Raw genomic sequence first — 26,305 nt, 5'->3', positions numbered from 1 at the left:
TGTTCGTTGGCTTTCTTGTCTATACAAGTGAAGTGAGCGCGCAACGCACGCTCGAAGATCATTCAGATCGCCCTTGAATACACGTCAGAATCACTGTTCACTGGCATCCGTCGTTATTTCTCATATACTGCACCCTATTACGTCATCCACTACTCTGTAGTACTCAAAATATTAGTACTCGAACATTGGGCACCTTTATGATTATTCTGACCACTAACTTTGGCAACATCGAAATTGAACTTAACCTTGAGAAAGCGCCAGTAAGTTCAAAAAACGTCCTTAGATACTGCCAAGAAGGCTTCTATGAAGGCACCACATTTCACCGTGTAATTGAGGGTTTCATGATTCAAGGTGGTGGACACACTATAGACATGACAGAGAAGCCAACACACGCACCTATCGTCAATGAAGCAAATCGTGGACTAAAGAACGTGATTGGCTCAGTGGCAATGGCTCGTACAGACGCACCACACTCAGCAACGGCGCAGTTCTTTATCAACCTTGACGACAATGATTTCCTTGACCATACCGCGACCAGCAACGCAGGTTGGGGTTACGCAGTGTTTGGCAAAGTATCGGCAGGCATGGACGTGGTCAACAAGATTGCTGTCGCTCCAACGACCACTCGCTGGGGACACGAAGATGTACCTTGCGAAGATATTATGATCACCAAGGTCACGATTCGCGATTAATTCAAAATTAGCAGTCAATTCGCTTTTTTATCAAATAACGAAGCAATGTTGGTGCTAATTGCATCGGTATTAGTTACGATGACAATCGTTGTAATGTCATCGTAAGAATTAGGTACTGACGGATGTCACAAGAATTTGATAGGCAAAATAGCTTTGGTTGGATGATCAACGTGATCGCCAATAAAGCGAGCAAAGATTTCGACACAGAATTGAAAGAACATGGCTTAACCATTGCGCTCTGGCCAACCTTGATGTGCCTATGGGAAGAGGAAGGTATTACTCAGCGTGATATCGCGGCAAAGTCCAAAGTCGAGAATTCAACGACGACTCGCACACTAGACAAGCTAGAAAAGCTTGAGCTGGTTGAACGCAGAGCCGATCCAAACAGTCGTCGTTCTTTCAGAATCTACTTAACGGAAAAAGGGAAAGCACTCGAAGAACAGTTGATTCCAATCCCTACTCGTTTAAACAAAGAACTGATGAATGAGTTGGACGCTGAAGAACAACAGCAGATGATCAAGCTACTTCAAAAGATGGTCGCAGCAATCTGATCTTACTGTGACCGGAGCTTACTGCTAGTACATGCTTAATGAGCTATAAACATGCGCTAACAACCAACGAGCACTCGGCCTTGCGCCGAGTGTTTTATTTTCGTCTCGACCATTTGATATAACAAAATAACGAACCAATAATTACCGCTCCGCCTAGTAGCTTTTGCATCTCAACCGTTTCTCCCAACACGCTGACACTCAATAACAATGTCCACACCGGCTCAAGAATCATGATCAATGCCGCCACTTCCATGTTCACGGAGTGCTGACCGACAGTTTGCAATAAGTAACGGATCGATGTCGCGACAACCGCTGAGACGATAAACCAGAATATTAAGGTTTGAGTTATTTCAAACTCTGGTTGAGTGGTCATCGAAGCAAACGCTAACCCACTAACACCCACCACAAAAAGCTGAACGCAAATTGAAGCTATAGGTTTGATATTAGTAATCACTCGCTTATTCATGACAAAGTGAACCGAAAGCAACATCGATGCTAATAGGAAATAGAGCTGACTCTGCTCAACGTGCCAACCGTTAGTTAGGGTCAGTAGCAACATACCGATAATCGCAATTGGAAATGACATCCAGAAGGCACGATTAGGCTTAACTCGAAATATAATCCAAGAGACAAACGGCGCGATGATCATAGCTAAGCTCATGATAAACGCTCCTTCCGACAAACTTTCCGTCATCGATACTGCATACACCCAGACTTGCAATGAAGCAGACAGCAACAAGCCAACGCCGCAAAGAGAAAGTACCTGCTTAAGCGAAAGCTTACGAATGTGATGAATACAAAATGGCAAAAGAATCAAACTCGCGACGAAGAATCGCACACCAATGAACACTGGCCCAGGCATTTCTAACACCACCAGCTTAGATGCAATCCATCCAATCCCAGCTAACAAGGTAGCAAATAGGAGATAAAGCTCTCCGCGCATCGCTTTCATCATCTTACTTGGTCCAATAACAAAAAAAGCAACCCGACTCTGCAAGGTTGCTTTTTATAAACATTCAACAGGATCAAGATACTATCTCAATACTCTGCTTCAGGCAGCTATTTTTAGCCTGCGTATTTTGGGTAATCCGTTAAACCTTTTTCAGCACCACCAAACAATGTGTTTGGATCGTGCGCTGCTAATGGGTAACCATTTTGAATACGAGCGGGTAGATCTGGGTTTGCGACGAATGGACGACCGAAACCAACCATATCAGTTACGCCTTCAGCAACCGCTTTTTCGCCGCGCTCGCTGTCGTATTTACCTGCGTAAATCAGGACACCTTGGTAAGCATTACGTACTGCTGATTTAAAGGTTTTCGGTGTTTCAGGTGCATCGTCCCAATCGACTTCTGCAATGTGCAGGTAAACAATTTTGTATAGGTTAAGTAATGCTGCCGCCGCTGTGTAAGTCTCTACTGGCGTAGCGTCAACCGTACCATTCAACGATGTGAACGGAGCAAGACGCACACCAACACGGTCAGCACCAATCGCTTCAACCATAGCCTCAACCACTTCACCTAGGAAACGTAAACGGTTTTCGATTGAACCACCGTATTCGTCAGTGCGATTGTTTGCTTCAGAGTCGATGAATTGGTTGATTAAGTAACCATTCGCGGCGTGAAGTTCGATACCATCAAAGCCTGCTTCAATCGCGTTCAAAGCCGCTTGGCGATACTGTTCAACCACTTCTTTGATGTCTTCTTTCGTCATCTCACGAGGTTCAACCACATCCACAAAACCCGGTTCATCAGTGCCGTTATCGATGAATACTTTTACGTTTTCTGCTTTAAGTGCAGAAGACGAAATTGGTTGTTCACCATCAATGTTGTCTGGGTGTGTGACACGGCCTACATGCCAAAGTTGAGCGAAGATAACACCCTCTGTTTCATGTACGGCATCGGTGACTTTTTTCCAACCCGCAATCTGCTCATCAGAATAGATACCCGGAGTCCAAGCGTAACCTTGGCCCATAGGTGAAATTTGTGTGCCTTCCGCAATAATCAAACCTGCAGAAGCGCGTTGAGCGTAGTAAGCCGCCATCATGTCGTTTGCTGAATTACCAGGTTGCGTTGCGCGAGAACGCGTCATCGGTGGCATAACAATACGGTTTTTAAGCTCGATATTACCAAGTTGAATTGGTTGAAATAGTGCATTTGTCATTGTTATATCCTCGATTAACCTAGTTGAATCAGTTCGATTTGGTAGCCGTCTGGGTCAGTAATAAAAGCGATATGAGTTGAACCGCCTTTCACTGGACCTGCTTCGCGAGTCACGTTGCCACCTAGCGATTTGATCTTGTCGCATGCTGCGTAAATATCGTCTACACCCAATGCCAGATGACCGAACGCGCTGCCCATCTCGTACTCATTCGTATCCCAGTTGTGCGTTAGCTCGATAGTCGTGCCACCTTGCTCGTAGCCAACAAAAACCAATGTGTAGCGGTAGTCTTTGTTTTCATGGCGTTCAAGTTCCTTCATTCCCAATACCTTGGTGTAGAACTCGATAGACTTGTCTAAATCAGTAACTCGGATCATTGTGTGTAGGAATTTCATATTTCGCCCTTATTAGCACCACAAGCATGGCGCCGTTATTATTTTGAGTGGAGGTTATCCACTAATCTCTGAGTGAAATAATACGATTCAGCGAGGAATTAAGGAAATTATCAAAAATTCTCAATGTGATAATTTTTTGTTATGAACTTTATGACTAACACGAACTCAATGACGCAAAAAAGGGAAGCCAATGCTTCCCTTCGAGTTAGACTCTCAATTAAAACCGCAAACGCCTATCTTTAAGCGTCTTCGACATAGCATCTGATGTACTGATGACTTGTTCTCGGAACCATTTATGAGCAGGGTCATTATTCTGCTTCTTTAACCAAATCAAATAGTGAGATATAGGCTGATATTCAAAAGGTGGTTTAAACAACTGTAAACCTAGCCTTTCTTGAAACTGCACAGCCATAGATAAAGGCACTACGGTGATGTAATCCGATTGGCTACATAGCAAGATATTACTGAACAGTGAGCGCCCGTGAAACACGATTTTACGCTTAGATAAATCCAATGATGTGTAGTGATTTAAACTGCGAACTTTCCGCCGTGTTCTATCTAATACGGCATGCTTTTCATTCATGAATTGCGCTTCGCTGATTTCACCTTGGATTCTCGGGTGATCCTCTCTACACACAATAACAAACTCGCCTTCATATAGAGTTTCACTAACAATGCTTGGGTGTTCAGGTACCACAATATCGATCATTGCATCGAACTCTTGAGTCAAAAGGTCTTCGTAAATACGCTCATCACTGTCTGGTTGGTCAAAGACTTCTAGCGATAGATTTTGATTAGGAAGCGCAGCAAAACTATTGAGTAAAATCCACTGTAAGTGCTCAGGTGAAGAAATCACAAACTTACGTTCAGAGGATTGCTCATCAAAATTAGCCATCGACTGAAATACATCATTCAATTCATGAATCGGCGTTTTGATTTGTTCATACAAACTTTGAGCATAAGAAGTAGGCGTAACACCTCTTCCTTTACGAACAAAAAGCTCTTGGCCAATCTCTTTTTTTAGGCGGGCTAACGCGGTACTGATGGTCGATTGGTTGGTACTGAGTTGATCCGCAGCCTTACTTAAACTGCCCTGCTCCATCACCGCAGAAAACACAGCAAGTAGGTTGAAATTGGGGATTTCGTTGCTCATATATCATTACTCGTTAGGCGACCATAAACACCATGCTATCGTAAAAACGATTAAATATCGTCAATAAAAACATTTATTAAAGGTATAACGCATCGATTATTTTGCTAATAAATAGCATATTAACCAGACTTTACTCACACTCATCAACCCTCAATAAATCTTCATATATTGAGACAATAAAGCCCTCCCTTCTCCGTAAGCCCTTTAATAATGGGGCGTACTTCATGCGACGCGCTTTGAAATCACAACATTGTCTCAAATTACATGACACTGAGTTTCCGTTCGGTACATATACATTCCTTTTGTGAATACTACAATGGCACCAAAATAATGACCCTCGGTATCAATATGAAAAACACTAAAATAATTTCCCTACTCTTAAGCGGTGCGGCTATCGCTTACTCTGGTTCTGCGCTGGCTGAAAAGGAACAACTCTCAGTTCAGGAAGCCGCAAAAAAATCGGCTAACCCGGTATCTGACGTATGGATGCTAATCACTCAGAATGATTACACCTTTCTTGAGAAAGAAGATGGCCACCATGAAATGCAAAACCGTTTCAGCTTTCAACCAGTAATGCCTGTTCCTATCATGGATGGCGAATGGAACTTGGTGAACCGTCTGGTAGCCAACCACTACAGTTCACCAGGTGACCGTGAAGACGGTGATTTCTTTGAAGGTCGTACAAATGGCATGGGAGACACCGTCTTTCTATCAATGGCAGCGCCTAACCGTGATGACGGCTGGATTTGGGGTGTTGGTCCAACGGTGATCATGCCAACTGGTACTGATGGTTTAACCCAAGATAAATGGCAAGTAGGCCCTGCGGCAATGGTCGCTCGCCTTGGTAAAGAAACCGGTAACCCAGCAAGTATTGAAAGCTGGAACGTTGGTTTCTTAGCTCAGCAATGGTGGGATGTAGGCGGTAGCGACAGCGTTACTGAATCAACCAATCAAGCGGACATCCAGTACTTCTTAAACTATCGTGTCAGCAACACCGCGTTAATTGGTATGACGCCTAATATTCAAATTGATTGGACAAAAGATGGTTCCGACCAATTTACTGTACCTGTCGGGTTAGGCTATATCGATATGTTTAAGATTGGACCGATGCCTGTTCGTTGGGGTGTAGAACTTCAATATTACGTAATGAAACCAGACGCAAATGTTAATACGACCAATCCAGCTGAGTATGTGCCATATGCACCAGATTGGAACCTAAAATTCTTTATTGCTCCTGTTACATTAAACCCGTTCAAATAATCGATTAAAATCCTCCCTAGAGCTGGTCTAATTTATTCAATATTTTAGGCCAGCCTTTTTAGTACTTTTCATCGACTTCTATGATCCAAACCAAGTTAATGAACAATGTTTTCTATCTGTATATGAGCCTTTTCAAATAAATCACTTTACCGATTTAGAGTTATAACTACTAATCGTAATTACGATATTATCAAATCGTAATTCTGGGTAGATACTGGTCAAAACTCTTCCTATTATCCTGCTAACAAATCAATCACCAGCCCAAATAGAAAACTGACAAATGTTTTACTTTGGTATGTCAATTGTCATGGAAGAGCCCCTCGATTGTCGAGGTAATACACGTAATAAAAACAGTCGCTAGAAAGCCGCGCGAATATTAATTCGAACGCTTCATAGCCATTTCATTTACGTCTGCTGACAAATAATAAAGATTGATTTGTAGAGAAGCATATTCGCTTCTTGATACCGAGAATCGGTTGTCTGGACTGTGCAATATCACTTTAAATATCATCTATTACTTTTGTTTATTATGGGCACTAATCTACCCACATAATAGACATCTACTTTTTAAGATGTCATTAAAGGTGACTTCTAGGCTGCAAATTCTCTCTTCTTATTGATGTAGGTTGAGATATGAACTTTATAAAAATCATTTTCCAGAAAATCTGGGCCGTTGTGATGGTCTTGATTAAATTCTGGCTGTTTATGGCGCTAATGTTTGCTGGTGCATGGGCTCTTGCACCGTTAGGCACTATCCATTCTAAAGACATCGACATGTCTCAATTCAACAATCATCCCAATGAAATGATGATGAACTTCTTCCAGATGGAGTACTTCTCTGGTTACTTGTTCTCGGTGACCATTGCTGTGGTATTAGCCGGTGTTTACGGCATGTGGCAGTTGCATGAACTGGGTGTGCATAAAGCAAAAGAACACAAAAGCGCTCACGTACAGATCGTTTTTGCACTGTCACTTTGCGGGCTCTTCATCAGCAAAACATTCTGGGTTATCGCCTTGGTTATCGCGCTAGCGAACTGGAAACATATTGGTCAATCACTGAGTGATGTCATTCGCCGTGGTGTGCAGCCTAAACAAGACGCGACCAATTCAGAGGCAGCCGCAGTCCACGTATCACCTGAAAAATCGGCAACAGAGCCGTCTCAAACACAACAGTCTCCAGTAGAACCGTCTTCAGAAGCTCAGCCTTCAAAAGAACAGGCTTCAGAAGAAAAGACTCCAACAAAACCATCCCCTACAGAAAAAGAGGTCGCATAATGAAAGAGATGATGATTCCATACATCCTAATTGTATGGTCACTGTTTGCGACAGGCGCACTGAAGAAGAACTTCAAAAACTACACGTGGGCTGCCATTGGCGGCGTAACGATTCTTGCGGTATTGGCGGTTATTTCTCGCTTGTGGGCGCCGGTTGATTTAACGAACTCAACCACAGTAAAAGCACCACACGCGGTAATGTCGCCTGTATTTGGCCAACAAATTGATGAAATCCATGTTGACCACAACCAACGAGTAAAAGAAAACGATGTACTTTACACACTCGTCGACATTAACTCTGCAGCTGACAAAGCAAAGATCGAATCTGCCATTGTTAAGAAGGAAGAACAGATCAAGCAGATGACACGAGATCTTGAGCGTGCTGAAACATCACCGCAAATCTTTAATGCGCGTGATGTTGAGAAATACGATTCTGACCTACGTGTAATGAACGCTGAACTTAATTCATTGGTTGCCGATCTTCAAAAAGTGAACTGGGCGCAAGAGAAAAAGACGATTCGTGCTGAGTTTGATGGACAAGTCGCGATTGTCAACATTGCCGAAGGTTCAGTCATGGGCAACATGCACCTTTACAACACCAACAAGAAATTTTTGGAAATGCGAGTTTCTGACCAAACTTACGGATATGTTCAAAAAGGCGATTTCGCAGAGTTTTTCGTTGATGCATACCCAGGTCACGTGTTCAGAGCAAAAGTACACAGCTTCACAACCGGTACTGGCGAAGCGGCTATTTCTCCATTTCAAGGCCCACAGAGTGTTGGTCAACACGTTGTAAGAAATAGTAACGGATTAGGCCGTACCATCGTTCTTGAGATCATCGAACCAGAAGGTTTCGATATCCCAATTGGTGCGGCTGGTGCGGCTTGGATTTCTGCTGAGAAACCGCATCCGTTCTGGGGCTTCATTGATGTTATCGGTGCAGCAACAGTTCGCCTGCAATCTTACAAGTCTTACTTAGGAGCTTGGTAAGCACTTAGATAATCGAAAATATTACTTTTAGTTCTTTAAGAAATGCCCTAGTTTTCAGGGCATTTTTGTATCTATCACAAACCAATCTTCCTAATTTAACCTCCGATATAAATCGAAAAAACAATATCAATGACAATCCAATCATCGCAAAAGCGATATATTGAAATACTATTAGCGTGTAGATAGCGACCTCTACCCTCTCTATTATTTGAGTCAAGAAATCCAATTCCTGTATCCAAATATAAGGTCACTATCATGACTAATACATTCAAAAAAATGGCTCTTCCTGTTGCTATCGCAAGCGCTCTATTTGCTTCTGGTTTTGCATCAGCAACACCCACTGTTGAAGCAGTATCGAAAGTAGGCCAAGAACTTCAAACGGCAAACGCAGCTCAATACCAAAACATCGATCTTGATGCACGCTACAAAAGCGAGGTTCTATTCGAACACAAGTCAAACATGTTCTGGGGTAAAGGCGAACGTATCCAGGTTGTTTCTAAAACGGGCGATTCTCTAGCTTACACTGCAGAATCTGACCACGTTCATCCAATCCTAACCAAGCATGGTCGTAAAATGGACCAAGCTATCATCCAAGTAGATGACAATATTTACCTTGGTTACGGCTTCGGTCTAGACACACCAGTCATGATTGAAGGTACTGACGGCATCATCATTGTTGATCCAGGCGAGTCAGTAGAAATGGCTCAATCGGTTAAAGAGCAGTTCCGTCAAATCACAGACAAACCGGTTAAAGCAATCATCTACTCTCACAACCACATCGACCACATCTCTGGCGTGCGTGCATGGGTTACTGACGAAGAAGTAGCATCAGGTGAAGTAAAAATCATCGCTGAAGAAGGCCTAACAGCTGCAGTGGCTAACTGGTCTTCAAACCTAGGTACTCTATTTGGTCACCGCACTTCTTACACAGGTGCTAAGCACGTAGAAGAAGGTGAGCACGGTACAGTAAATGACGGCCTTGGCCCACGCTTCATGCAAGGTGCTATTTCGTTCATCGAACCAAACCTGCTTGTACCAAGCCAAAGCCACATCGAAATCGAAATCGCTGGCGTGAAAATGCACATTGAGAACGTGCCATCTGAAACGAAAGATGAGTTAGTGGTTTACTTCCCAGATCAGAAAATCCTGCACGCTGCGGAAGTACTTCAAGGAGAGAACTTCCCTAATCTTCACACTATTCGTGGTACTAAATTCCGTGACCCATCAATGTGGTTCAAGGGCATCGACGTAATGCGTAAGTTCGACACTGAGATCATGATTAACTCTCACGGTCGTCCAGTTGAAGGTAAAGAAGCGGTAGCTGACGTACTAACGGCTTACCGTGATGCGATTCAGTACACGCATGACCAAACTATCCGTTACATGAACAAAGGTATGACGCCGGACGAGCTAGTTGAAGTCGTTAAACTTCCTAAGCACCTTGCTGAGCACCCTTGGTTAGGAGAGCACTACGGTACCGTTGCACATGCTGTTCGTCAGATCTACGTTGGTTACAACGGTTTCTTCGAAGCAGATCCATGGCAATTAGAGCCAATGGCTTACGAGCAACGTGCTAAAGCGTTCGTAGAGATCATGGGCGGCCGTGAGAACATCCTTACGACTGCACAAGCAGCAATTAAGGCTGAAAACTACACATTTGCAGCAGAAATTCTTTCTTATCCAATCACGGTAAACAAGCAAGATATGGAAGCTCGCGAGATGAAAGCACAAGCTTACAAAGCATGGGCTGCAGACCAAGTGAACATCAACTGGCGTAACTGGGCGCTTAACGCGGCGGCTGAACTAGAGAACAAACGTGACTTCTCTAACATGATCAGCTTCGCTTCTGTTGACGTGCTTACTGCGCTACCAAGTAAGCAGATCTTCGACATGATGACTTCAACGCTTATCGCAGAAAACTCGTTAGACGTGAACATGATGCTAACGTACAACTTCTCTGATACGAACGAAGCATTCACTATCGAAATCCGTAACGGTATTGCTCAGTTACACGAAGAAGCAGTAAAAGGCGCAGACGTTCAAATCGACACCACTCGTGCAGTACTGAACCAAATCTTGATTGCGGGTCCAAACGCTCAACAAGTGATTGGTAGCAACCTACAGTCTGGTGCATTCAAGTTCTCGAACGGCGACATCAAAGGCTTCGGTCAATTCATGAGCTACTTCGATAAGCCAATGACTCCAGAAGAGATCATGCTAATCGTTCGTTAATTAGATATACACCAAGCAAAGGCATGCTAAGGATGGCGAGCCGATAACTTAGGGACCTATTGTGGTCCCTTTATCGTTTATTCATTGGTACAGTTCGCAACCTTCACTCAACAATCTCGATCTATTGTTGAAGTAAGAAAACTGCCCTAGTTCGTTTAAGGTTCACACATGCTAAAACGATTTGCTCTCATTCTTTCACTCACATCTTCCCTAACTTTCGCCTGTGGTCTTCACCAAGATACAGGATTTAGTTTAGTGACAGAGCCCGGTTCACTAGAAGTCTTTGGCAACGTCATCACAGCCAGACAAGACGATGAATTCAACAACCTCAATAAACCGGATCATTTTCGACTCTTTGCCGTCAAGGCTGCGCTTGCGAAACCCCACCCAAGCAAAATTGAGTTCAACTTATTCGAAGCAATTAAAGGTCATTACAGCCAAGTTAAACTTGAGAAAGGTGTCGATGTGTCAGGTCGAGATACTTTGCCTACAGAGGAAGATCTATTACTGATTACGGAACTCGATGTGTTCGATGCGCTAGCTACTGGCACCATATCTTGGGATCACGCGACACTAAACGGTTTGGTGATCATCAATGGCCCACAAGATAAACGAGAGCAACTTGAAGATTGGCTTAGTGATATTTTTGAAGGGTAGTTGGAATGAATTTAGTGAGAGAACAACGCCATAATCGAACCAGATACGGCTCGATTATGGGTAATTGAAGAGCAGTTAAATTGAAAAACAGTTACGCAGCTTGAGTCACTATGTTTTTACGCTGATTTTTAGTCATCAAATGATAAACCACAGGCACAAAGTAGAACGAGATAAGCGTGGTTAATACTGTACCGCCGACAATCGCGACTGCAAATGGAGGCCAAAAACCGCCACCAGCAATAATCAATGGCATAAAGCCACCAACGGTTGTAATCGTTGTCGAGCTGATATGGCGAGTACACGACATCACTGCCTCAACGACCGCGTCCACATTGCCTGATGAGGCTTGCTTATCGAGTTTCAATTCCGTCAGAATCACAATGGCAGCGTTAATCGCTAAGCCCGCAATGCCGAGCATGGCGATGATCACCGTAAAGCCGAACGGATAACCGAAGATCCACACCGATAACAGCCCTAGCCCACCAGCCAATCCTGCTACCATGAAGATAATGCTACTCATTCGGAACGAGTTGAACGACATCACCACCACCAACACCATCAATACCACCACAACGGCGACATTCGAGATAAGGCTGTTGACTGAATTATCTCGTTCAGCGGATTCGCCACCAAAACCAATCGTGTAACCCGATGGCATCTGATAGCTTGCTAGGCGTTTTTGGAATTCATTAAGCACAGTTTGAGGCAAGACACCCGCTTCAATGTAGCCCTCAATGGTATTCACACGCTGCCCGTTACGACGAGTAATCGCACCGCGACTGGTCGTCAATTCCAGCTCAGCCAGAGTTGAAACATTAATCCCCGTGGAATAAACATCCGAACTGATAGGCAGACGAATATTGCTTAAATGCGCTAAGTTCTCACGCGCCTCATCTGCCACACGAACACGGATTGGTACCGACTCACTGCCTTCAATCACAGAGCCACTTTCACGACCTGTCAGCGTAGTTTGCAGCATACCTGCGAACTGGTTCAATGAAATACCGTTGAGTTTCGCGGTATCTTCATCGACCTTCAACCACACCTTCGGCGTACCCGGTTGCAGCGTTTCCCTTGTGTGCGTCACATGAGGAACACCCGCCAAAATCAATCGCACATCCTCTCCAATCGCTTTCAACGTATCGAGGTTTTCACCATACACTCGCAGTTCAACGGGCGCGGTAAATGGAGGCCCTTGGTTAAGCTTACGTACCAAGATTTGAGCTTCCGGCACCTCTTCATCCAACACCTTTTGCAACTGTGGAATTAGCGCATTGGCTTGGTCAAAGTTCTCTGTTTTCACCATGGCTTGCGAGAAGTACGGCGCGTTATTTTGCCTTGCTTGCAGGTTGTAATAGAAGGATGGGAAGTTTGCACCCACGAGCCAATCGATACGCTCCACTTCTGGATAGCGATGAATGATATCGTCGATTTTTTCAGAGGTGTTTTTGGTGGCGTAAATGCTCGCTTGCGGCGGCATGTAAACCTGAATCTCAAACATGTCTCGGTCTGATGGCGGGAAGAATTGCTCTGTCAGCTGAGACATACTCCAGTAACCGGTAAACGGAACCAACAACACCAAAGCAATCGTGATGATTGGATGCGTGACACCAAAGCGGACAGAAGATGAGAACCATCGCGTCAAAGCCGGGATTCTCAAACCCGTCATGTACCAATGGTGCTGCCCTTTCTTGTCGACATCACTGAGTTGTTTCGGCAATAGCTTGGTCGCTAAGCCTGCGATTAAGGTGTGCGAGATGATGTAAGAGCCGATCAATGAGAAAGAAACGGTAATTGCAATACCACCGACAAATTCACCCGATGCACCCGGCATCAAGATAATCGGAGCAAACGCCAACACGGTAGTTAAGGTTGAGCCTAATAACGGCACCCATAAATGCTTCAATGCATTCATGGTCGCTTCAGCGCGCTGTTGTCCTTTCAAGCGATAAGCTTGAATGGTATCGACCATCACCACCGCGTTATCAACCATGATACCGAGCGCCACAATTAGGCCTGTCACCGACATTTGGTTAATCGGTACACCAGTCATTTTCATGATCGACAGGGTCAATAATGAGGTTAACGGCAGAGAAATGGCGACTAAGATCGCGGCACGTACGCCTAAAGTGACAAACAGCACAATCAAAATCAGACCGAAACCGATCATCAAGCTTTTGCCTAAATCGTCTAAGCGAGTCTCGGTATAACCTTGCTGATTAAACAGCACTGTCACCTTAACGTTACTTGGTAACTCTTGCTCAAATTTACCAATCAGAGCATTAGCTCGCGACGTCCAATTATCAACTCGCAGATCAGGATGCATTCTTGCCGCTACAATCACACCCGGCTCACCATCAATAATGGCAATCTGGTCTTGCGGGGTTTTCTCACCACGCCTCACAAAAGCAATGTCTTCCATACGGATGATGTGACCTTTGCTATCAGTGGCTATTGGCACTTGCTTAATACGTTCAATAGAATCGAGTTCAGATTTAATTTCTAAGCCAAAGCGAGAATAAGCACTCACTAACTCGCCGGCGGAGTTCTTGGCGTCTGCCCCTTCGAGCGACTCAGCAATATTGGCACTTGAACGCCCTAAGGCAGCGGCATCGGCCGTACGTAAACTGATTTGAATCTCTTCTTGTGGCATCCCGTATTCATCAACGAATTCAGTACCCGACAAAGTTCTTAGTCGCTTAGCAAGTTCTTTGGCATAGCGCCCGAGTGTTAATCGGTCAGGTTCACCTGCACCAGACCAGGTTAGAGATGCGATAGTTGTGAAAGCATAGGTATGATCACTGTCGAGATCGGGAGAATGAGAGCCCGCAGGCAAAATGGATTCGATGTCAGATAGCTTGTCGCGAGCTTGAGACCAAACTGGCTCAGGCTCGGTGATGGTGTCATTCAATTCTAAGGTGACAATAGACACGCCCGGCCTTGAGGTTGAGCTCACGAGTTTAACTTCACTCAGCTCACGCAGCTTGTTCTCGATAACTTCTGTTACCAAGGTTTCAACACGCTCGGCACTGGCTCCGGGGAAACTGGTTGTGATGTTCGCGTAACGGTTGATGATGACTGGGTCTTCTGCACGTGGCAACGTCATGAACGCAGAAATACCACTCACCATCAGCAGTGCTGTCATTAAGATAAGCAGTCGAGTGTTGGAAATAGTCTCTATGATTTTCATGCTATTTCCTATTCAGCAGTAACGCTTGCTGGCTTCACGGTTTGTCCAGGAACTAAACGATGTAAGCCACTGGCAATCACTTGTTCACCGTCTTCAATCGCCCCACTCACGTACGCTTGTTGATTGTTGGCAAACAACACCTGAACACTTCGGCGCTCAACTTTGTTGTCTTCACCAATCACAAAGATGTTCCACACACCGCGCAATCCATCAATCAAACCCGTTAATGGCACCCAGTAGCCTTGGTCATCAATCTGCTCATCAAATTTCAAATAGGCAAGTTGCCCTTCTAACACCGACGATTGTTCAGGAAACAAGTAACGCAAACCGACACTGCGAGACTGTGTGTCGACCATTGCGCCCGGATTCAACAGGCTCACAGCGAATTCATCTCGCCCGACGCGAATACTTGGGGCGGAAAGTGAAGTAACCTTTTTCATTTGATGGGCAGGAATACCGATAAAGGCTTCTTTCCCTTCAGAGGCAAGCAGTGTAAGAGTTGGATTCCCTATATTCACTACATCTCCAAGCGAGACAAAGCGTGTTGCGATGGTCCCTGAATATGGCGCACGAACTGTCGATTTCACCAGCTTCAATTGATTGCCTTTTACCGAGGCATCAATACGCAGCAAGTTCGCCTGCAATACGCGTTGCTCACTGGTTAACGAATCAATCTCAGCTTCGGCACTGAAGCCTTTCGCTTTCAATGAACGTTGACGTTTAAGGTTCGCTGCCACCAAACTCAATTGAGCTTTGACTTCTTCAGCCTGCGCTTTCAGTTGGCTAGACTCGGTTTCCAAAAGTTGGGTATCCAGTCTGATCAACGGCTGACCCGTTGTGACTGTGTCACCGACATCCACCAGAATCTCGTTTACTTTGCCCGCCAGTTCGAAACCTAAATTAGCCTGTTGACCCGCCTTAACCACACCGACATATTCGCGTTGTACTGCATAAGAAGGAGACAGCGCCAAGGCCATCGTTTCCACGGTTAAAATAGTTTGGACGCTCGATGCCGTTTCAGCGGTTGAATCAACCGACTCTTGGGCTTGTTCCTTTTCGCCACATCCAACAAGAAAAGCCGACAACGCCACTGCCACTGCGCTTCCCTTCATCAATTTATACATACGTACTGTTCCTATGCGGTACTCAATTATGTTCTTTTTTTAGACTAACCAAATCAAACTAGACTGTCTAGTTTGATTGTGTTAAAAATAAGTTTCATCGTTAATGATTGATAAAACCATCACAAAAAGCATAATGCTTAGCGTAAAACGAGACACATAGAACTGAGCACCAACAGGCGCTAAGCAAAGAGACAAACTAGGTAACGAGACAACACTAAGTAACGAGAAGCAAGCACGTGACTAAAATCATCAAGAGTGAACAGAAGAGATCGCAGATCTTAACCGCAGCCAGCCAACTTTTCTCTGAACATGGCTTCAAGATCAATATGGATCAGATAGCCAAAGCAGCGAACGTTTCTAAGCAAACGGTCTACTCTCACTTTAAAAACAAAGACGAACTTTTCGAAACCTGCATGCAAACCAAGTGTGCGGAGCGAGAACTCAGTCCTGCAGCCTTTGATATGGATGCTGCGGTGGGTGATGAGTTGGTGAAGTTTGGTGTGAAGTTTCAGGATTTATTACTTGATGAACAATCTAGACAAACCTTTCAAAATGCCATTAGCCAAGCGAATACGCATCCAGAGATCGCCTCTATCTATTTAGAAACTGGCCCTCAGAAAACCACCAAGTTACTTGCTGATTATTTGCAGTCGAAAATAGACTCTGGTGATCTCACACTGTCGACATCAAGCTCACCAGTTATTGCAGCACGCCAACTATTGCTGATGTTTCACGGCAAATCGGCATATTGGGGATTCTTCGGACACGATAGCGGAGAATCTGAAGAAGAAAGACTTCACTACACTCGCGAATGTGTCGCGCTGTTCTTAAACGGCAATCAGCCTCGCTAGTTTGAGCCCGACTGAATGAGGGTTAGTTAGCAGGAGCAGCTGACTCAAGAAGTAACTCATAGAAACGTTGAGCAGCAGGGCCTGTCTTGGCTCCTTTTGGTAAAGTCAGGTGCAGCGGAACGTGATACCCACTGCCATTTTCGACATTCAACACAGTGAGCTTGTCACTTCCTCGGCTTTCAACAATGTGCTTTGGTAGTCGACAATACCCGACTCCCTGCTCTACCGCGCCAAACGCATGGTCGAAATTATCCACCGTAATACGCTGACTCGACTTCAACCAACCCACATCCTGTTTGTTCCCTTGCTTTTTGCTGCCTTGACTAGTTTGAGCACCTAAATCTCGCACCACAATTTGCGGCAAAGACGACAGTTGATTCAACGACACTGAAACGGCACTTGCTAACGGATGTGAGCTAGCAACTACTGGCTCCATCATCGTAAAACCAAAGGCTTCGGCTGAATAATTAGTAATAGGCAAGTTGATGATAGCCACATCAGCCAGTTCTTGAGTCACCATTTCCGTTGTTTTAGACAGTGACGTTTCTATCACTTGTATCGATGTGGTGTTGTTCTCCGCCAAAAATGCAGCCATCGGTTGATAAAGCCGTTCAAGGCAGCACAAGTGATCAACAGCAACCACAATTTCAGACTCAACACCTTTCGCTAGCTGTTCACTGATCAACTCTAGCTCGCGAGCTTGTTCCAACATACTGCTCGCACGGCGTAACAGTGATTTCCCATCCTCCGACAAGACCGCCCTACGACCTTCAACCTGCACTAAAGTCACGCCTAATTGGTCCTCCAATTTTCTCAGCGCATAAATCAGCGTGGTATGGCTCTTGTTCAATTGCAGTGCCGCTGCCTGAATACTGCCTGCGCGGTCAATCTCGTAAAGGGTTTGCCATTGGTCGAGGGTGGTTTTCAATCTCATTGGTCTAAAATCCTGACAGTTAATAACTATATTATGAACTTTTCTGTCTGTTTTTTACAGGTAATATCTATTTCAACAGGCAATAAAGCCTCCTATGTTTTGCGAAATGACCATGAGTCTCAGCGCAATACCAAGTAACTGTTTGGAGAAATAACCATGAAATTATTACAAGTCGATTTTGAATTTAGCGGCCCATTTGGTGAAGAGATGTCAAACGCACTCGTTGACCTAGCAAAGTCTATTAACAACGAACCGAGCATGATCTGGAAAATTTGGACAGAGAACGAAGCAGAAAAACTGGGGGGTGGTGTCTATCTTTTTGAAGACCAACTCAGTGCAGAGACGTACCTAGCGATGCATAGCGCTCGCCTTAAACAGATGGGTGTCGACGAAGTACGCGGGGTGATTTTTGACGTCAATCAGCCATTAACTACCATTAATAAAGGCCCAATCAACGGTTAATCAAACTTGTTCATTCGCTGAATGACAACAAAGATACTGAATAGCTAAGTCGCTAAGTCATAAATAGAGAGATACGTAATGAACAACAAAACTTTTCTTAGCCTACACGGCATTATTTACGCAGGGTTTGCCATCGCACTGTTTTTTATCCCAACGGTAATGTGGCCCATGTACGGCGTGGAAATTAATGATAAGTACGCTTACTTTCTCTCTCAACACACCAGTATCTTTTTGGGTGGTATAGCCACGATAAGCTGGTTGCTTAGAGACATTGAACCTGGCTTGTCCGCTAAAAAGCTCATCCAAGGCTTGGTGGTTACAAATATGCTCGGCGCCATCATCACATTGTATGCAGCGTTTACAGGAATATTTGTTGGCTTCGGCTGGAGTGATCCGGCGTTCTTCCTTTCACTATCGGTGCTCAGCGTGTTGCAGGTTCGTCGACAAGGCTAGTTCATACAAAACCAAACCAATAAAAAAGGAACAGATGCACTCATCATCTGTTCCTTTTTCTCAATCAACTGTCGTTAACCTAGCGCGCTCAGCTTATTTACTGTGCTCAACGTAAATCAATTCATCAGTATTGAAGCCACGCTCTTTAGACATCGCTTTGAACTTCTCCATCACTTCTGGTGCAACCTCTGGTGTTCTTGAAAGTAACCACAAGTAGTCGGTATCTGGGCCCGAAACAAACGCGTATTGGTAATTCTCTTTGTCCAACTCAAACACCACATAAGCTCCGTAGAAGGGGCCAAAGAACGACACTTTTAGATAACCCTGATCGCTGCCTTCGACAAAGTACGCCTTACCTTCCGCTTCGTTCCATTCGCCATCTTCCGCCGAATAGCCGCGGTTAATCACCTTAACGCCACCATCATCACGCAAGCTATATTCGGCACTGATGTTATCTAAGCCACGCTCAAACGAGTGGTCTAAACGAGCCACTTCGTACCATTTTCCCAAGTATCTATCCAATTCAAACTGTTGAACGGGCTTTACTGTTTCAGGCATGCCCACGCAACCACCCAATAGAATCACACTAAGCAGCAATAATATTTTTTTCATCCTAACCTCGGCTTGTTTTTATTAGTAATGCGAGTAAGCCTTGTGAAAACATAAACTTACATCCTTGGTAATACGTTAAATCCATTTTTAAAGTTCACCTAACTGTAATTTATTCAGAATCTTATGTGAATTGTTTAGTCTGCGAATGAATCAATGGTGTTTCATTGATGTTCGATATTGAGTCGGAGTCACCGAAAAATATACGGCAAGTTAACTTAATCAGGAGAGCAACTATGGACACTTTATTATTAAAAATCCGCGATATGATTCTTACCACTCGCTTTCTATACTTACTAAACAGTGGAACATGGAATAAATAACAATGAACAATAAGCTCACTTTGCCACGCACTGCATGGATTGCATTATTCGCTAGCCTAGTCTCTGTGCCATCGGCTTTTTCTCAAAGCCTAACCGCAGACCAGATCTTTACCAATGCCGACATATATGGGCATCGCGAGTCAGAGTCGATCGTTACCCATAAAGGCAAGATCATCTTCATCGGTGACCACGCTCAGGCGCAATCTTTTCAAGGTCAGAGTACCGATGTCATCGACTTGGAGAATGCCTTTGTTTTGCCGGGGTTCATTGATAATCATAACCATGTGTTTGAAGCCGCCTCAGAGCTGGGTGGCAATTGCGAACTAGACTCTGAAGCCACATTAGAAGAGCAAATCCCTTACTTAGAAGCGTGTAAAATCAATGCCGAAACCAATGGTCGAGGCTGGCTGATGGGTTATGGCTTTTCTCTTGAGTCGACACTCGACAGCGACTCTGAATACACACCACTTGAGATCATCGACAATATCTTCCCTGATCGCCCCGTGGTGCTTATGGAGCAAACCTCTCACTCTATGTGGGTCAACTCAAAAGCCTTAAAAATAGCCAGAATAAGCCAACAATCTCCTAATCCACAAGGTGGCGCTTATTTAAAAGACCAAGACAGCGGCAAGCTCAATGGCATCTTATTAGATAACGCTGGCGACCAAATTATGGAGATGGCGTGGAACAGCCAAAGCGAGCTCTTTGAACAAAGCTACCAAGGGTTAATGTTCGGTCTTGAAGAAGCCGCTGCGCACGGCATTACCACCATCGGTGACGGCCGGATGTATTGGAAACGAGGCTGGTATGACGTTTGGCTAGAAGCGGAGCAAAACCAAGATTTGACGGCTCGCGTGTCATTACGCCCTTGGGTTTACCCATCAATGGCGATATCCTCTCAATTAGAAGTCTTCGGGAAGATGTATTCCGATGATAAAAGCCGTCTGTTGCTCGTCGATCAGGTAAAAATGTACAGCGATGGCATCTTCATTAACGGTACAGCAAAAACACTCGCGCCCTATTTAGATACCTATCTGCCACAGTCTCCCAATGGCCTAAACTACATTCCACCAGCACAGATGAAAGAGTGGCTAACCGCGCTCGATAAAATCGGTTTTAGCGCTCACATTCATGCGATTGGTGATGGTGCCGTTCGTGAATCTCTTGATGCGATAGAAAGCGTGCGTAAACAAGGTTCGCAAAAGCCTTATACCCTAACTCACATAGAGTTAATCAATGATGAAGACGTTCCCCGCTTCAAGCAGCTCAATGTCTCGGCGGACTTCCAAGTCGGTTCCGATTACGTAGCCAAACATCAACACCAATGGGCCGAAGCTTTCCTTGGTGCTCGCCGCGCCAAAGCCATGATGAACTTAGACGCGATACTTAAGACTGATGCCAATATCACCTTGAGCAGTGACTGGAACGTACATGACATCAACCCTCTAGTTGGAATCGCAAATAGCTTAATCATGGGTAAAACAGGCCTAACTGATATCTACACAGCTATCGACGCTTACACGCTCAATGCAGCAAAGAGCCTTGGTATCGAAGACGTCACGGGGTCTATTGAGGTTGGGAAATCAGCGGACTTCGCGATTCTCAACAAAGACATCACCACATTATCAGCAAGAGGAATCGCAGAAACACAGGTGTTAATGACAGTGTTACGAGGGGATGTGGTTTTCGAAGACGCTGCTTTCAAAGACATAAATTAGCAAACCAACGTTCGACACAAAGCCGTTTGCTACCAGTTAATTTGCTATCCGTTAGCTCACTTCCAATTGATTCACTAAAAAGTATCAGGGGAAATATAAGATTAAGCTTGCTCAGCGAGCTTGGTATTTCCCTTTATTTTTGCAACATAAGTCGTCGCGAAAATCAGTAGAGAAAATAGCCCACATAAGTAGATGGGATACTGAGGGTTCAAGGTTGAAGTAAACGCAAGTAATGAAGCGACGCCATAGCCTAGAGTATGAGACATAGCGATGTACCCTGCGGCTGCGCCCGGTGTACCACTTTGCTTTTCAGTGGCAAACAACGTGTAAGCAGGAACAAGTAACGCTGCGCCAATCGCTGTCAGTACCATCGCCACAGCTAACGCCCACATACTGGGAATCAAGAACACTCCAAAGCCGACAAGCAAACCCAATGCCCCCCAACGGTACATAACAAACGGTGTCAGCTTTTCTTTTTTGATAACCAAGAGTTGAGTAGCAAAAGTACAGGCAGCACTGATAGTCAAAAGAATCCCGATCGTGTCACTTATTTGATCGGTAGGCCAACGGGTGATCGAATAGATAAGTGGAGAAAAACTGTATTGCAACAACGCGACTGCGGCACACAACAACAACCCGCAAGATAAAAAAGGCAGTAATGTTTTATTCGGTAACCAAGGTGCTTGCCCTATTCCTTCAGCCTTCCGAGTTTCTTCTTTAGGGGTTGGTAACAACATCGTGACAAGTAAAGCAACACACGGCAAAAAGATCATCACGATCAGGGGAGCAAAAGGCGATAACTTTAACGCTAAAATGGAGACCAAAGGCCCAATTAATCGACCAACACTTAGGCCAAGACTCACTGATGTAATAGCCTGTAAACGGTTCTTCTCACCACACAATAATATCGCCCAATGCTGACTCGCAGGCACCATTCCAGACACCGTACAACCATAAATAATTCGCGCGACCACCAGCCCAATCAAACAAAACACGAATGCCTGCCCCTGTTTGCTAAACATGGCGAAAAAACACAACAAAGCAAAGCTGATAGCCATGCCTATCAGTGCTTGAATGACTACTTTTTTAGGGCCATATTTGTCGCTCTGCCTTCCCCAAAACGGCGCAGACGGCAGAAATAATATGCTTCCTATTGCGATAAGAATCGACCACGTAGGCAAGCTGAATGCAGACTGTTCCACAAGAAAAGGCAGGGAAACGAGTAAGCCGTTTTGCCCAATTCCCATAAGAGCCGAAGCAAGACCAATAGCCAATAGTTGAAATTTTTTATTTTGTATCACAGACATAATATCGAAGGCGCTAGATAAGGTTGGTAGGTTCGTAGTGGGCACGAGCATATTACAATGATAAATAGATTGATTTAGCGAATAATTATCATTTTGATTTCACTGTGTTACATTAGCGGCTAGCAGCCCATAACTCAACTTCATATTGCATTATGTACACACTTACCAATGCCTCGTTCGAAATCGACGGTAAGAAAATCCTTTCGCCAACGACTTTGACCTTTGAACCAAAGAAGATCACCACCTTGCTTGGCCATAATGGATGTGGCAAATCGACACTCATTAAACTGTTAAGTCGACAAAACACGCCAACAGAAGGTGACGTTTTCTTCAATGAGCAACCACTCACCTCATACAGTAACCTTGAATTTGCACACCAAGTCGCCTACTTGCCGCAGCACCCACCGATTACTGATGGCGTGACCGTTCGTGAACTGGTTTGCTTTGGCCGTTATCCATGGAAAGGCGCATTTGGACGTTACAGCAAAGATGATTATGCCATCGTAGACGAAGCGATTGAGAAAGTTGGCCTTAATGCCTTTTCTGACCGATTTGTCGCAACACTTTCCGGCGGAGAAAGACAAAGAGCTTGGGTCGCCATGCTACTTGCTCAGCAAAGCCAATGTATTTTGCTTGATGAACCAACCTCAGCACTCGATGTCGCGCACCAGCATGAATTGCTCGCTTTGATCAGAGAGCTTAATCAGTCACTCGGCTTAACCGTGATCATGGTGCTTCATGATGTCAACATGGCCGCCAAATTCAGTGACCATTTGATTGCGCTTCATTCTGGAAAAGTGATTGCTTCCGGTTCGCCTAAAGATTTGATGACGCCAGAAACACTAATGCAAATCTACGGAATGGAGCTTGCGCTCTTTAAACACCCTGAGACAGGGCAACCTATCAGCTACATCCCTTAAATCAAAAGGAACCTGTTGTGAAAAAGTTCATCACCATGCTGTTCACAGTATTAGCTTTCAACGCCCTTGCTCTAGAGAGCGTTCACGCACTAGAAATCAAACATGAAATGGGCAGTGCCTCTTTCGATGCTACACCTAAAAAAGTGGTGGCTTTAGATTGGGCACTCACCGAAACTGTATTAAGCCTAGGCGTTGAGTTGCAAGGTGTGGCAGACGCACAAGGTTATCAGCAATGGGTGGTAAAACCTGCGTTAAATGCAGACGTGACAGATGTGGGATCTCGAAGAGAACCAAACCTAGAGCTGCTAACAGAACTCGAACCTGACGTCATTTTAATCAGCGAGCATATGGCGGCGGCCTACCACCAGCTCAATAAAATCGCACCTGTCTTGGTTTACAGTGTCTACAGCAAAAAGAAACAACCTCTTGAATCCGCAACTTCGGTTACCCTCTCTTTAGGCAAGCTATTTAACAAAGCACAACGCGCCCAACAAGTGATTGATGAGACAAACAAGAGATTAAGCGATAATGGTGAAAAAATACGTGCCGCAGGCAACTCAGACAAACCACTGATTTTTGCACGCTTTATCAACGACAAAACCTTACGCATTCATAGCCAAGGTTCATTAGCGCAAGCCACCATAAGCAGCATGGGTCTTAAAAACGACTGGCAAGAGCAGACAAACCTCTGGGGTTTTACCACTACAGGTACTGAAAGGCTCGCTGAACACCAACAGACGAATGTGATGATCTTTGGCCCGCTAACGGAAGAAGAGCATAAGAAACTGACTCAATCCCCTCTTTGGCAAGCGATGGCGTTTACGCGTACAGACTCCGTTTACGAACTTCCTACCATCTGGACCTTCGGTGGGCTAATCGCCGCTCAAAGGTTTAGTGACCACATTACCGAACTGCTTATCCAAAAATAATGGCTACCGCAAAGATCGAAAAAACCGTCACCGGGCGATTCAGTATCAAGGCAGCGGCACTACCTGTCGCTGCTGTTTTGTTGATCAGCTCGCTACTGCAAATTACCGCTCCTTACTCGCAAGGGGTTGGCTTGATTTGGGATACGCTGTTTCACTTTGATTCTTCAAATTATCAGCATCTGATTACTCACCTCACCTATTTACCTAGGCTTACCGTCGCTCTCATTTGTGGTTTTGCACTGGCAGTCGCTGGGTGTGTGATGCAATTTGTACTGCGTAACCCCATTGCCTCACCTACCACATTGGGTGTTGCTGCGGGCGCAGAACTCGGCATGGTATTAGGGATCCTTTTAATTCCTGCTAACCTAGCTATCCCAGGGTTTATTCCCGCTTTCATTGGGGGCTGCCTTGCAACAGGCTTAGTTTTTACCTTAAGTTCTGCACGAGGCTTTTCACCATTACACATGGTGTTAGCCGGTATGGTGGTCAGCCTATTTTTAGGCTCACTCAACACCATGTTGCTCATGCTGCATGAACAACGGCTTACCAGTATTTTTGTTTGGGGTGCCGGTGTACTGAATCAGAATGATTGGTCGAGCGTGCAGGTTCTCATACCTTTAGTCTCGATCCCGACGCTGTTATTACTGGTTTTACAGCGTCCATTATCAGCGCTGCAATTTGGCGATAATGTCGCCACTTCGCTTGGTGTAAACATCAAACAAATCAAATTGCTTTGCTTATCGTTGGCGATCTTTATTACTGCAGCCGTAGTCAGTGAAGTAGGCTTAATCGGATTCGTTGGCATTGTGGCTCCTGCTATCGCTAGGCTTATCGGTGTAAGAGCACTCGCGAAACAGATTCTGGTCAGCGGGTTGGTAGGCAGCTTCATTCTATTGATTGTGGATTTAGTGATTCAGCCCTTCTCTGGCTTCGGTGGCGAACTGCTCCCTACCGGCGCAATGACGGCGCTACTGGGTGCTCCTTTCTTATTGTGGTTACTGCAACGTACCAAGCTGCAGTCCGATCTCAAAAACCGCAGTGAAACCATTGAGCACTACAAATTCGTCAGTACGCGTAAAGTACTTGCCGCGATGTCAGTACTATTGATGGCAATGTGTGTTCTTGCCCTTACAGTAGGTAAAAACCAGTTCGGCTGGAATGTTGAACTCAACCCATCGCTATTCGATCTACGTCTACCGCGTGTATTAGTCGCGCTATTGGCAGGGATTGGGCTTGCGTTTGCAGGCACGATTATTCAACGCATCTCAAACAACCCAATGGCGAGCCCCGAAGTATTGGGGATCAGCTCAGGGGCTGCTCTGGCGTTAGTGCTCGGCACACTATTTGGCACAGCAGTCGGCCGAGAAGAGCAAATGCTGCTTGGTACACTCGGCGCAACTTCAGTGACTGCCGTGGTTTGGTTAATGGGAAGAAAACACAATTTCGCCCCAACGCAAACCTTGTTAACAGGCATCGCGCTAAGTGCAGGGCTCGACGCTCTACTGCGCATCACAATGAGCTCGGGTAATGAGAATGCAACCGCGCTCCTCACTTGGCTTTCAGGGTCGACTTATTTAGTCGCTAATCAAGATGTCATTTTGCTCGCCGTTGGGGTTACCATCATCAGTGCAGTGGCGCTGTCTTTGAATCGCTGGATAGAGCTGATTAACTTAGGCGACGTCACCACAAGCAGCCTAGGTATGAACACAACCGCTGTTCGATTGGCTTTGCTTTTGCTAGTCGCGGCACTAACAACTCTGTGCACCATCGTCATTGGGCCATTAAGTTTCATTGGATTATTGGCGCCGCACATGGCGCGTTCGCTTCACCAATATCGCGCGATTCCTCAAATGCTCACTGCAGCATTATTAGGCGCTATCATCATGGTTGCTGCCGACTGGATTGGTCGTACGCTATGGTTCCCTTGGCAGTTCCCTGCAGGTCTATTAGCCTCTCTGATTGGTGGCGGCTACTTCCTCTATCTAATGAGAAAATAAGCACACACGAGAAGTCACTTTCTCCGCTTAAAGCCCCCGTTTGAAGCCTCCATTTGCAGTCGAGGCTTTAAGCGGGCTCTCTTCTTACTCATTGACACACTTGCCAATAAAGCTATCAATAACC

Annotated in this window: 23 protein-coding genes and 1 pseudogene; 15 read left to right on the top strand and 9 right to left on the bottom strand. The window is 45.1% G+C overall.

Annotated elements, in window-relative coordinates; translation table 11 throughout:
• Nucleotides 1–197 precede the first annotated feature (197 nt).
• The 3 genes and pseudogenes from ACED25_RS07810 to ACED25_RS07800 all read left to right on the top strand — a co-directional run bounded on the left by ACED25_RS07810 (nucleotide 198) and on the right by ACED25_RS07800 (nucleotide 1,243).
• A complete protein-coding gene (locus ACED25_RS07810) occupies nucleotides 198–692 on the top strand; it encodes a peptidylprolyl isomerase (protein WP_371695032.1) in 495 nt (164 codons plus the stop codon).
• Nucleotides 693–797, top strand: a pseudogene (locus tag ACED25_RS07805) (hydrogenase); the annotation flags it as partial.
• A gap of 17 nt (nucleotides 798–814) precedes the next feature.
• A complete protein-coding gene (locus tag ACED25_RS07800; protein WP_017101603.1) occupies nucleotides 815–1,243 on the top strand; it encodes a MarR family winged helix-turn-helix transcriptional regulator in 429 nt (142 codons plus the stop codon).
• Between the two features lie 94 nt (nucleotides 1,244–1,337).
• Here ACED25_RS07800 and ACED25_RS07795 read toward each other — a convergent pair whose 3' ends face one another.
• The 4 genes from ACED25_RS07795 to ACED25_RS07780 form a co-directional block, all read right to left on the bottom strand.
• Complete coding sequence (locus tag ACED25_RS07795) at nucleotides 1,338–2,198, bottom strand: DMT family transporter (RefSeq protein ID WP_041472865.1); 861 nt, start codon at nucleotides 2,196–2,198, stop codon at nucleotides 1,338–1,340.
• 110 nt (nucleotides 2,199–2,308) lie between these two features.
• Nucleotides 2,309–3,406: an alkene reductase gene (locus tag ACED25_RS07790; protein WP_017104120.1), complete on the bottom strand. Its 1,098-nt coding sequence runs from the start codon at nucleotides 3,404–3,406 to the stop codon at nucleotides 2,309–2,311.
• Nucleotides 3,407–3,420: 14 nt separating this feature from the next.
• Nucleotides 3,421–3,798: a lactoylglutathione lyase gene (gene gloA / locus ACED25_RS07785; protein ID WP_122046385.1), complete on the bottom strand. Its 378-nt coding sequence runs from the start codon at nucleotides 3,796–3,798 to the stop codon at nucleotides 3,421–3,423.
• A 217-nt stretch (nucleotides 3,799–4,015) separates the two neighbouring features.
• Complete coding sequence (locus ACED25_RS07780) at nucleotides 4,016–4,951, bottom strand: LysR family transcriptional regulator (protein WP_012604424.1); 936 nt, start codon at nucleotides 4,949–4,951, stop codon at nucleotides 4,016–4,018.
• Between the two features lie 330 nt (nucleotides 4,952–5,281).
• Between ACED25_RS07780 and ACED25_RS07775 the strand changes: the two genes are divergently transcribed.
• The 5 genes from ACED25_RS07775 to ACED25_RS07755 all read left to right on the top strand — a co-directional run bounded on the left by ACED25_RS07775 (nucleotide 5,282) and on the right by ACED25_RS07755 (nucleotide 11,364).
• Entirely contained in the window at nucleotides 5,282–6,211 is a 930-nt protein-coding gene (locus tag ACED25_RS07775; protein ID WP_017096898.1) for a hypothetical protein, read from the top strand.
• Nucleotides 6,212–6,844: 633 nt separating this feature from the next.
• Nucleotides 6,845–7,486 (top strand): magnesium transporter, encoded by a 642-nt coding sequence (locus ACED25_RS07770; RefSeq protein WP_371695031.1) that lies wholly within the window; start codon nucleotides 6,845–6,847, stop codon nucleotides 7,484–7,486.
• A complete protein-coding gene (locus tag ACED25_RS07765; protein ID WP_017096900.1) occupies nucleotides 7,486–8,475 on the top strand; it encodes an efflux RND transporter periplasmic adaptor subunit in 990 nt (329 codons plus the stop codon). The genes ACED25_RS07770 and ACED25_RS07765 overlap by 1 nt, the downstream gene beginning before the upstream one ends.
• Before the next feature lie 255 nt (nucleotides 8,476–8,730).
• Nucleotides 8,731–10,707 (top strand): alkyl sulfatase dimerization domain-containing protein, encoded by a 1,977-nt coding sequence (locus ACED25_RS07760; protein WP_102257821.1) that lies wholly within the window; start codon nucleotides 8,731–8,733, stop codon nucleotides 10,705–10,707.
• 168 nt (nucleotides 10,708–10,875) lie between these two features.
• On the top strand, nucleotides 10,876–11,364 hold the full coding sequence (locus tag ACED25_RS07755) for a hypothetical protein (protein WP_017101598.1): 489 nt from the start codon (nucleotides 10,876–10,878) through the stop codon (nucleotides 11,362–11,364).
• Between the two features lie 91 nt (nucleotides 11,365–11,455).
• On the opposite strand, the gene ACED25_RS07750 is transcribed toward ACED25_RS07755, so the two are convergent.
• Both ACED25_RS07750 and ACED25_RS07745 read right to left on the bottom strand, forming a co-directional pair.
• Entirely contained in the window at nucleotides 11,456–14,554 is a 3,099-nt protein-coding gene (locus ACED25_RS07750) for an efflux RND transporter permease subunit (RefSeq protein WP_371695030.1), read from the bottom strand.
• A gap of 8 nt (nucleotides 14,555–14,562) precedes the next feature.
• Nucleotides 14,563–15,678, bottom strand: a complete 1,116-nt coding sequence (locus tag ACED25_RS07745; protein WP_371695029.1) for an efflux RND transporter periplasmic adaptor subunit — start codon at nucleotides 15,676–15,678, stop codon at nucleotides 14,563–14,565.
• A gap of 236 nt (nucleotides 15,679–15,914) precedes the next feature.
• Between ACED25_RS07745 and ACED25_RS07740 the strand changes: the two genes are divergently transcribed.
• Nucleotides 15,915–16,529, top strand: coding sequence for a TetR/AcrR family transcriptional regulator (locus ACED25_RS07740; protein WP_004736309.1), 615 nt, complete (start codon nucleotides 15,915–15,917; stop codon nucleotides 16,527–16,529).
• Nucleotides 16,530–16,551: 22 nt separating this feature from the next.
• Here ACED25_RS07740 and ACED25_RS07735 read toward each other — a convergent pair whose 3' ends face one another.
• On the bottom strand, nucleotides 16,552–17,463 hold the full coding sequence (locus ACED25_RS07735) for a LysR family transcriptional regulator (RefSeq protein ID WP_371695028.1): 912 nt from the start codon (nucleotides 17,461–17,463) through the stop codon (nucleotides 16,552–16,554).
• 156 nt (nucleotides 17,464–17,619) lie between these two features.
• On the opposite strand from ACED25_RS07735, the gene ACED25_RS07730 reads away from it, so the two are divergent.
• Together ACED25_RS07730 and ACED25_RS07725 are read left to right on the top strand one after the other, a co-directional pair.
• The gene (locus ACED25_RS07730) at nucleotides 17,620–17,925 is read left to right on the top strand and encodes a monooxygenase (protein ID WP_371695027.1); all 306 of its coding nucleotides are present in this window, start codon (nucleotides 17,620–17,622) and stop codon (nucleotides 17,923–17,925) included.
• Between the two features lie 78 nt (nucleotides 17,926–18,003).
• Nucleotides 18,004–18,378, top strand: coding sequence for a hypothetical protein (locus tag ACED25_RS07725; RefSeq protein WP_371695026.1), 375 nt, complete (start codon nucleotides 18,004–18,006; stop codon nucleotides 18,376–18,378).
• 93 nt (nucleotides 18,379–18,471) lie between these two features.
• Here ACED25_RS07725 and ACED25_RS07720 read toward each other — a convergent pair whose 3' ends face one another.
• The gene (locus ACED25_RS07720) at nucleotides 18,472–18,990 is read right to left on the bottom strand and encodes a lipocalin family protein (RefSeq protein ID WP_012604434.1); all 519 of its coding nucleotides are present in this window, start codon (nucleotides 18,988–18,990) and stop codon (nucleotides 18,472–18,474) included.
• 322 nt (nucleotides 18,991–19,312) lie between these two features.
• On the opposite strand from ACED25_RS07720, the gene ACED25_RS07715 reads away from it, so the two are divergent.
• Nucleotides 19,313–21,028, top strand: coding sequence for an amidohydrolase (locus tag ACED25_RS07715; protein WP_371695025.1), 1,716 nt, complete (start codon nucleotides 19,313–19,315; stop codon nucleotides 21,026–21,028).
• A gap of 101 nt (nucleotides 21,029–21,129) precedes the next feature.
• On the opposite strand, the gene ACED25_RS07710 is transcribed toward ACED25_RS07715, so the two are convergent.
• On the bottom strand, nucleotides 21,130–22,386 hold the full coding sequence (locus tag ACED25_RS07710; RefSeq protein WP_371695024.1) for an MFS transporter: 1,257 nt from the start codon (nucleotides 22,384–22,386) through the stop codon (nucleotides 21,130–21,132).
• Between the two features lie 101 nt (nucleotides 22,387–22,487).
• Between ACED25_RS07710 and ACED25_RS07705 the strand changes: the two genes are divergently transcribed.
• From ACED25_RS07705 to fhuB, 3 genes are read left to right on the top strand one after another with little or no spacing between them, the layout of a single operon-like run.
• On the top strand, nucleotides 22,488–23,255 hold the full coding sequence (locus ACED25_RS07705) for an ABC transporter ATP-binding protein (RefSeq protein ID WP_371695023.1): 768 nt from the start codon (nucleotides 22,488–22,490) through the stop codon (nucleotides 23,253–23,255).
• A 17-nt stretch (nucleotides 23,256–23,272) separates the two neighbouring features.
• Nucleotides 23,273–24,184 (top strand): iron-siderophore ABC transporter substrate-binding protein, encoded by a 912-nt coding sequence (locus ACED25_RS07700; RefSeq protein ID WP_371695022.1) that lies wholly within the window; start codon nucleotides 23,273–23,275, stop codon nucleotides 24,182–24,184.
• Nucleotides 24,184–26,181, top strand: a complete 1,998-nt coding sequence (gene fhuB / locus ACED25_RS07695) for a Fe(3+)-hydroxamate ABC transporter permease FhuB (RefSeq protein WP_371695021.1) — start codon at nucleotides 24,184–24,186, stop codon at nucleotides 26,179–26,181. The genes ACED25_RS07700 and fhuB overlap by 1 nt, the downstream gene beginning before the upstream one ends.
• Nucleotides 26,182–26,305: the final 124 nt, after the last annotated feature.

The organism is Vibrio sp. 1F263 (genome assembly GCF_041439035.1).
Lineage (GTDB): Bacteria > Pseudomonadota > Gammaproteobacteria > Enterobacterales > Vibrionaceae > Vibrio > Vibrio tasmaniensis_A.
The sequence above is the reverse complement of the archived record's forward strand: the minus strand, read 5'-3'. Positions and strand labels throughout refer to the sequence as shown.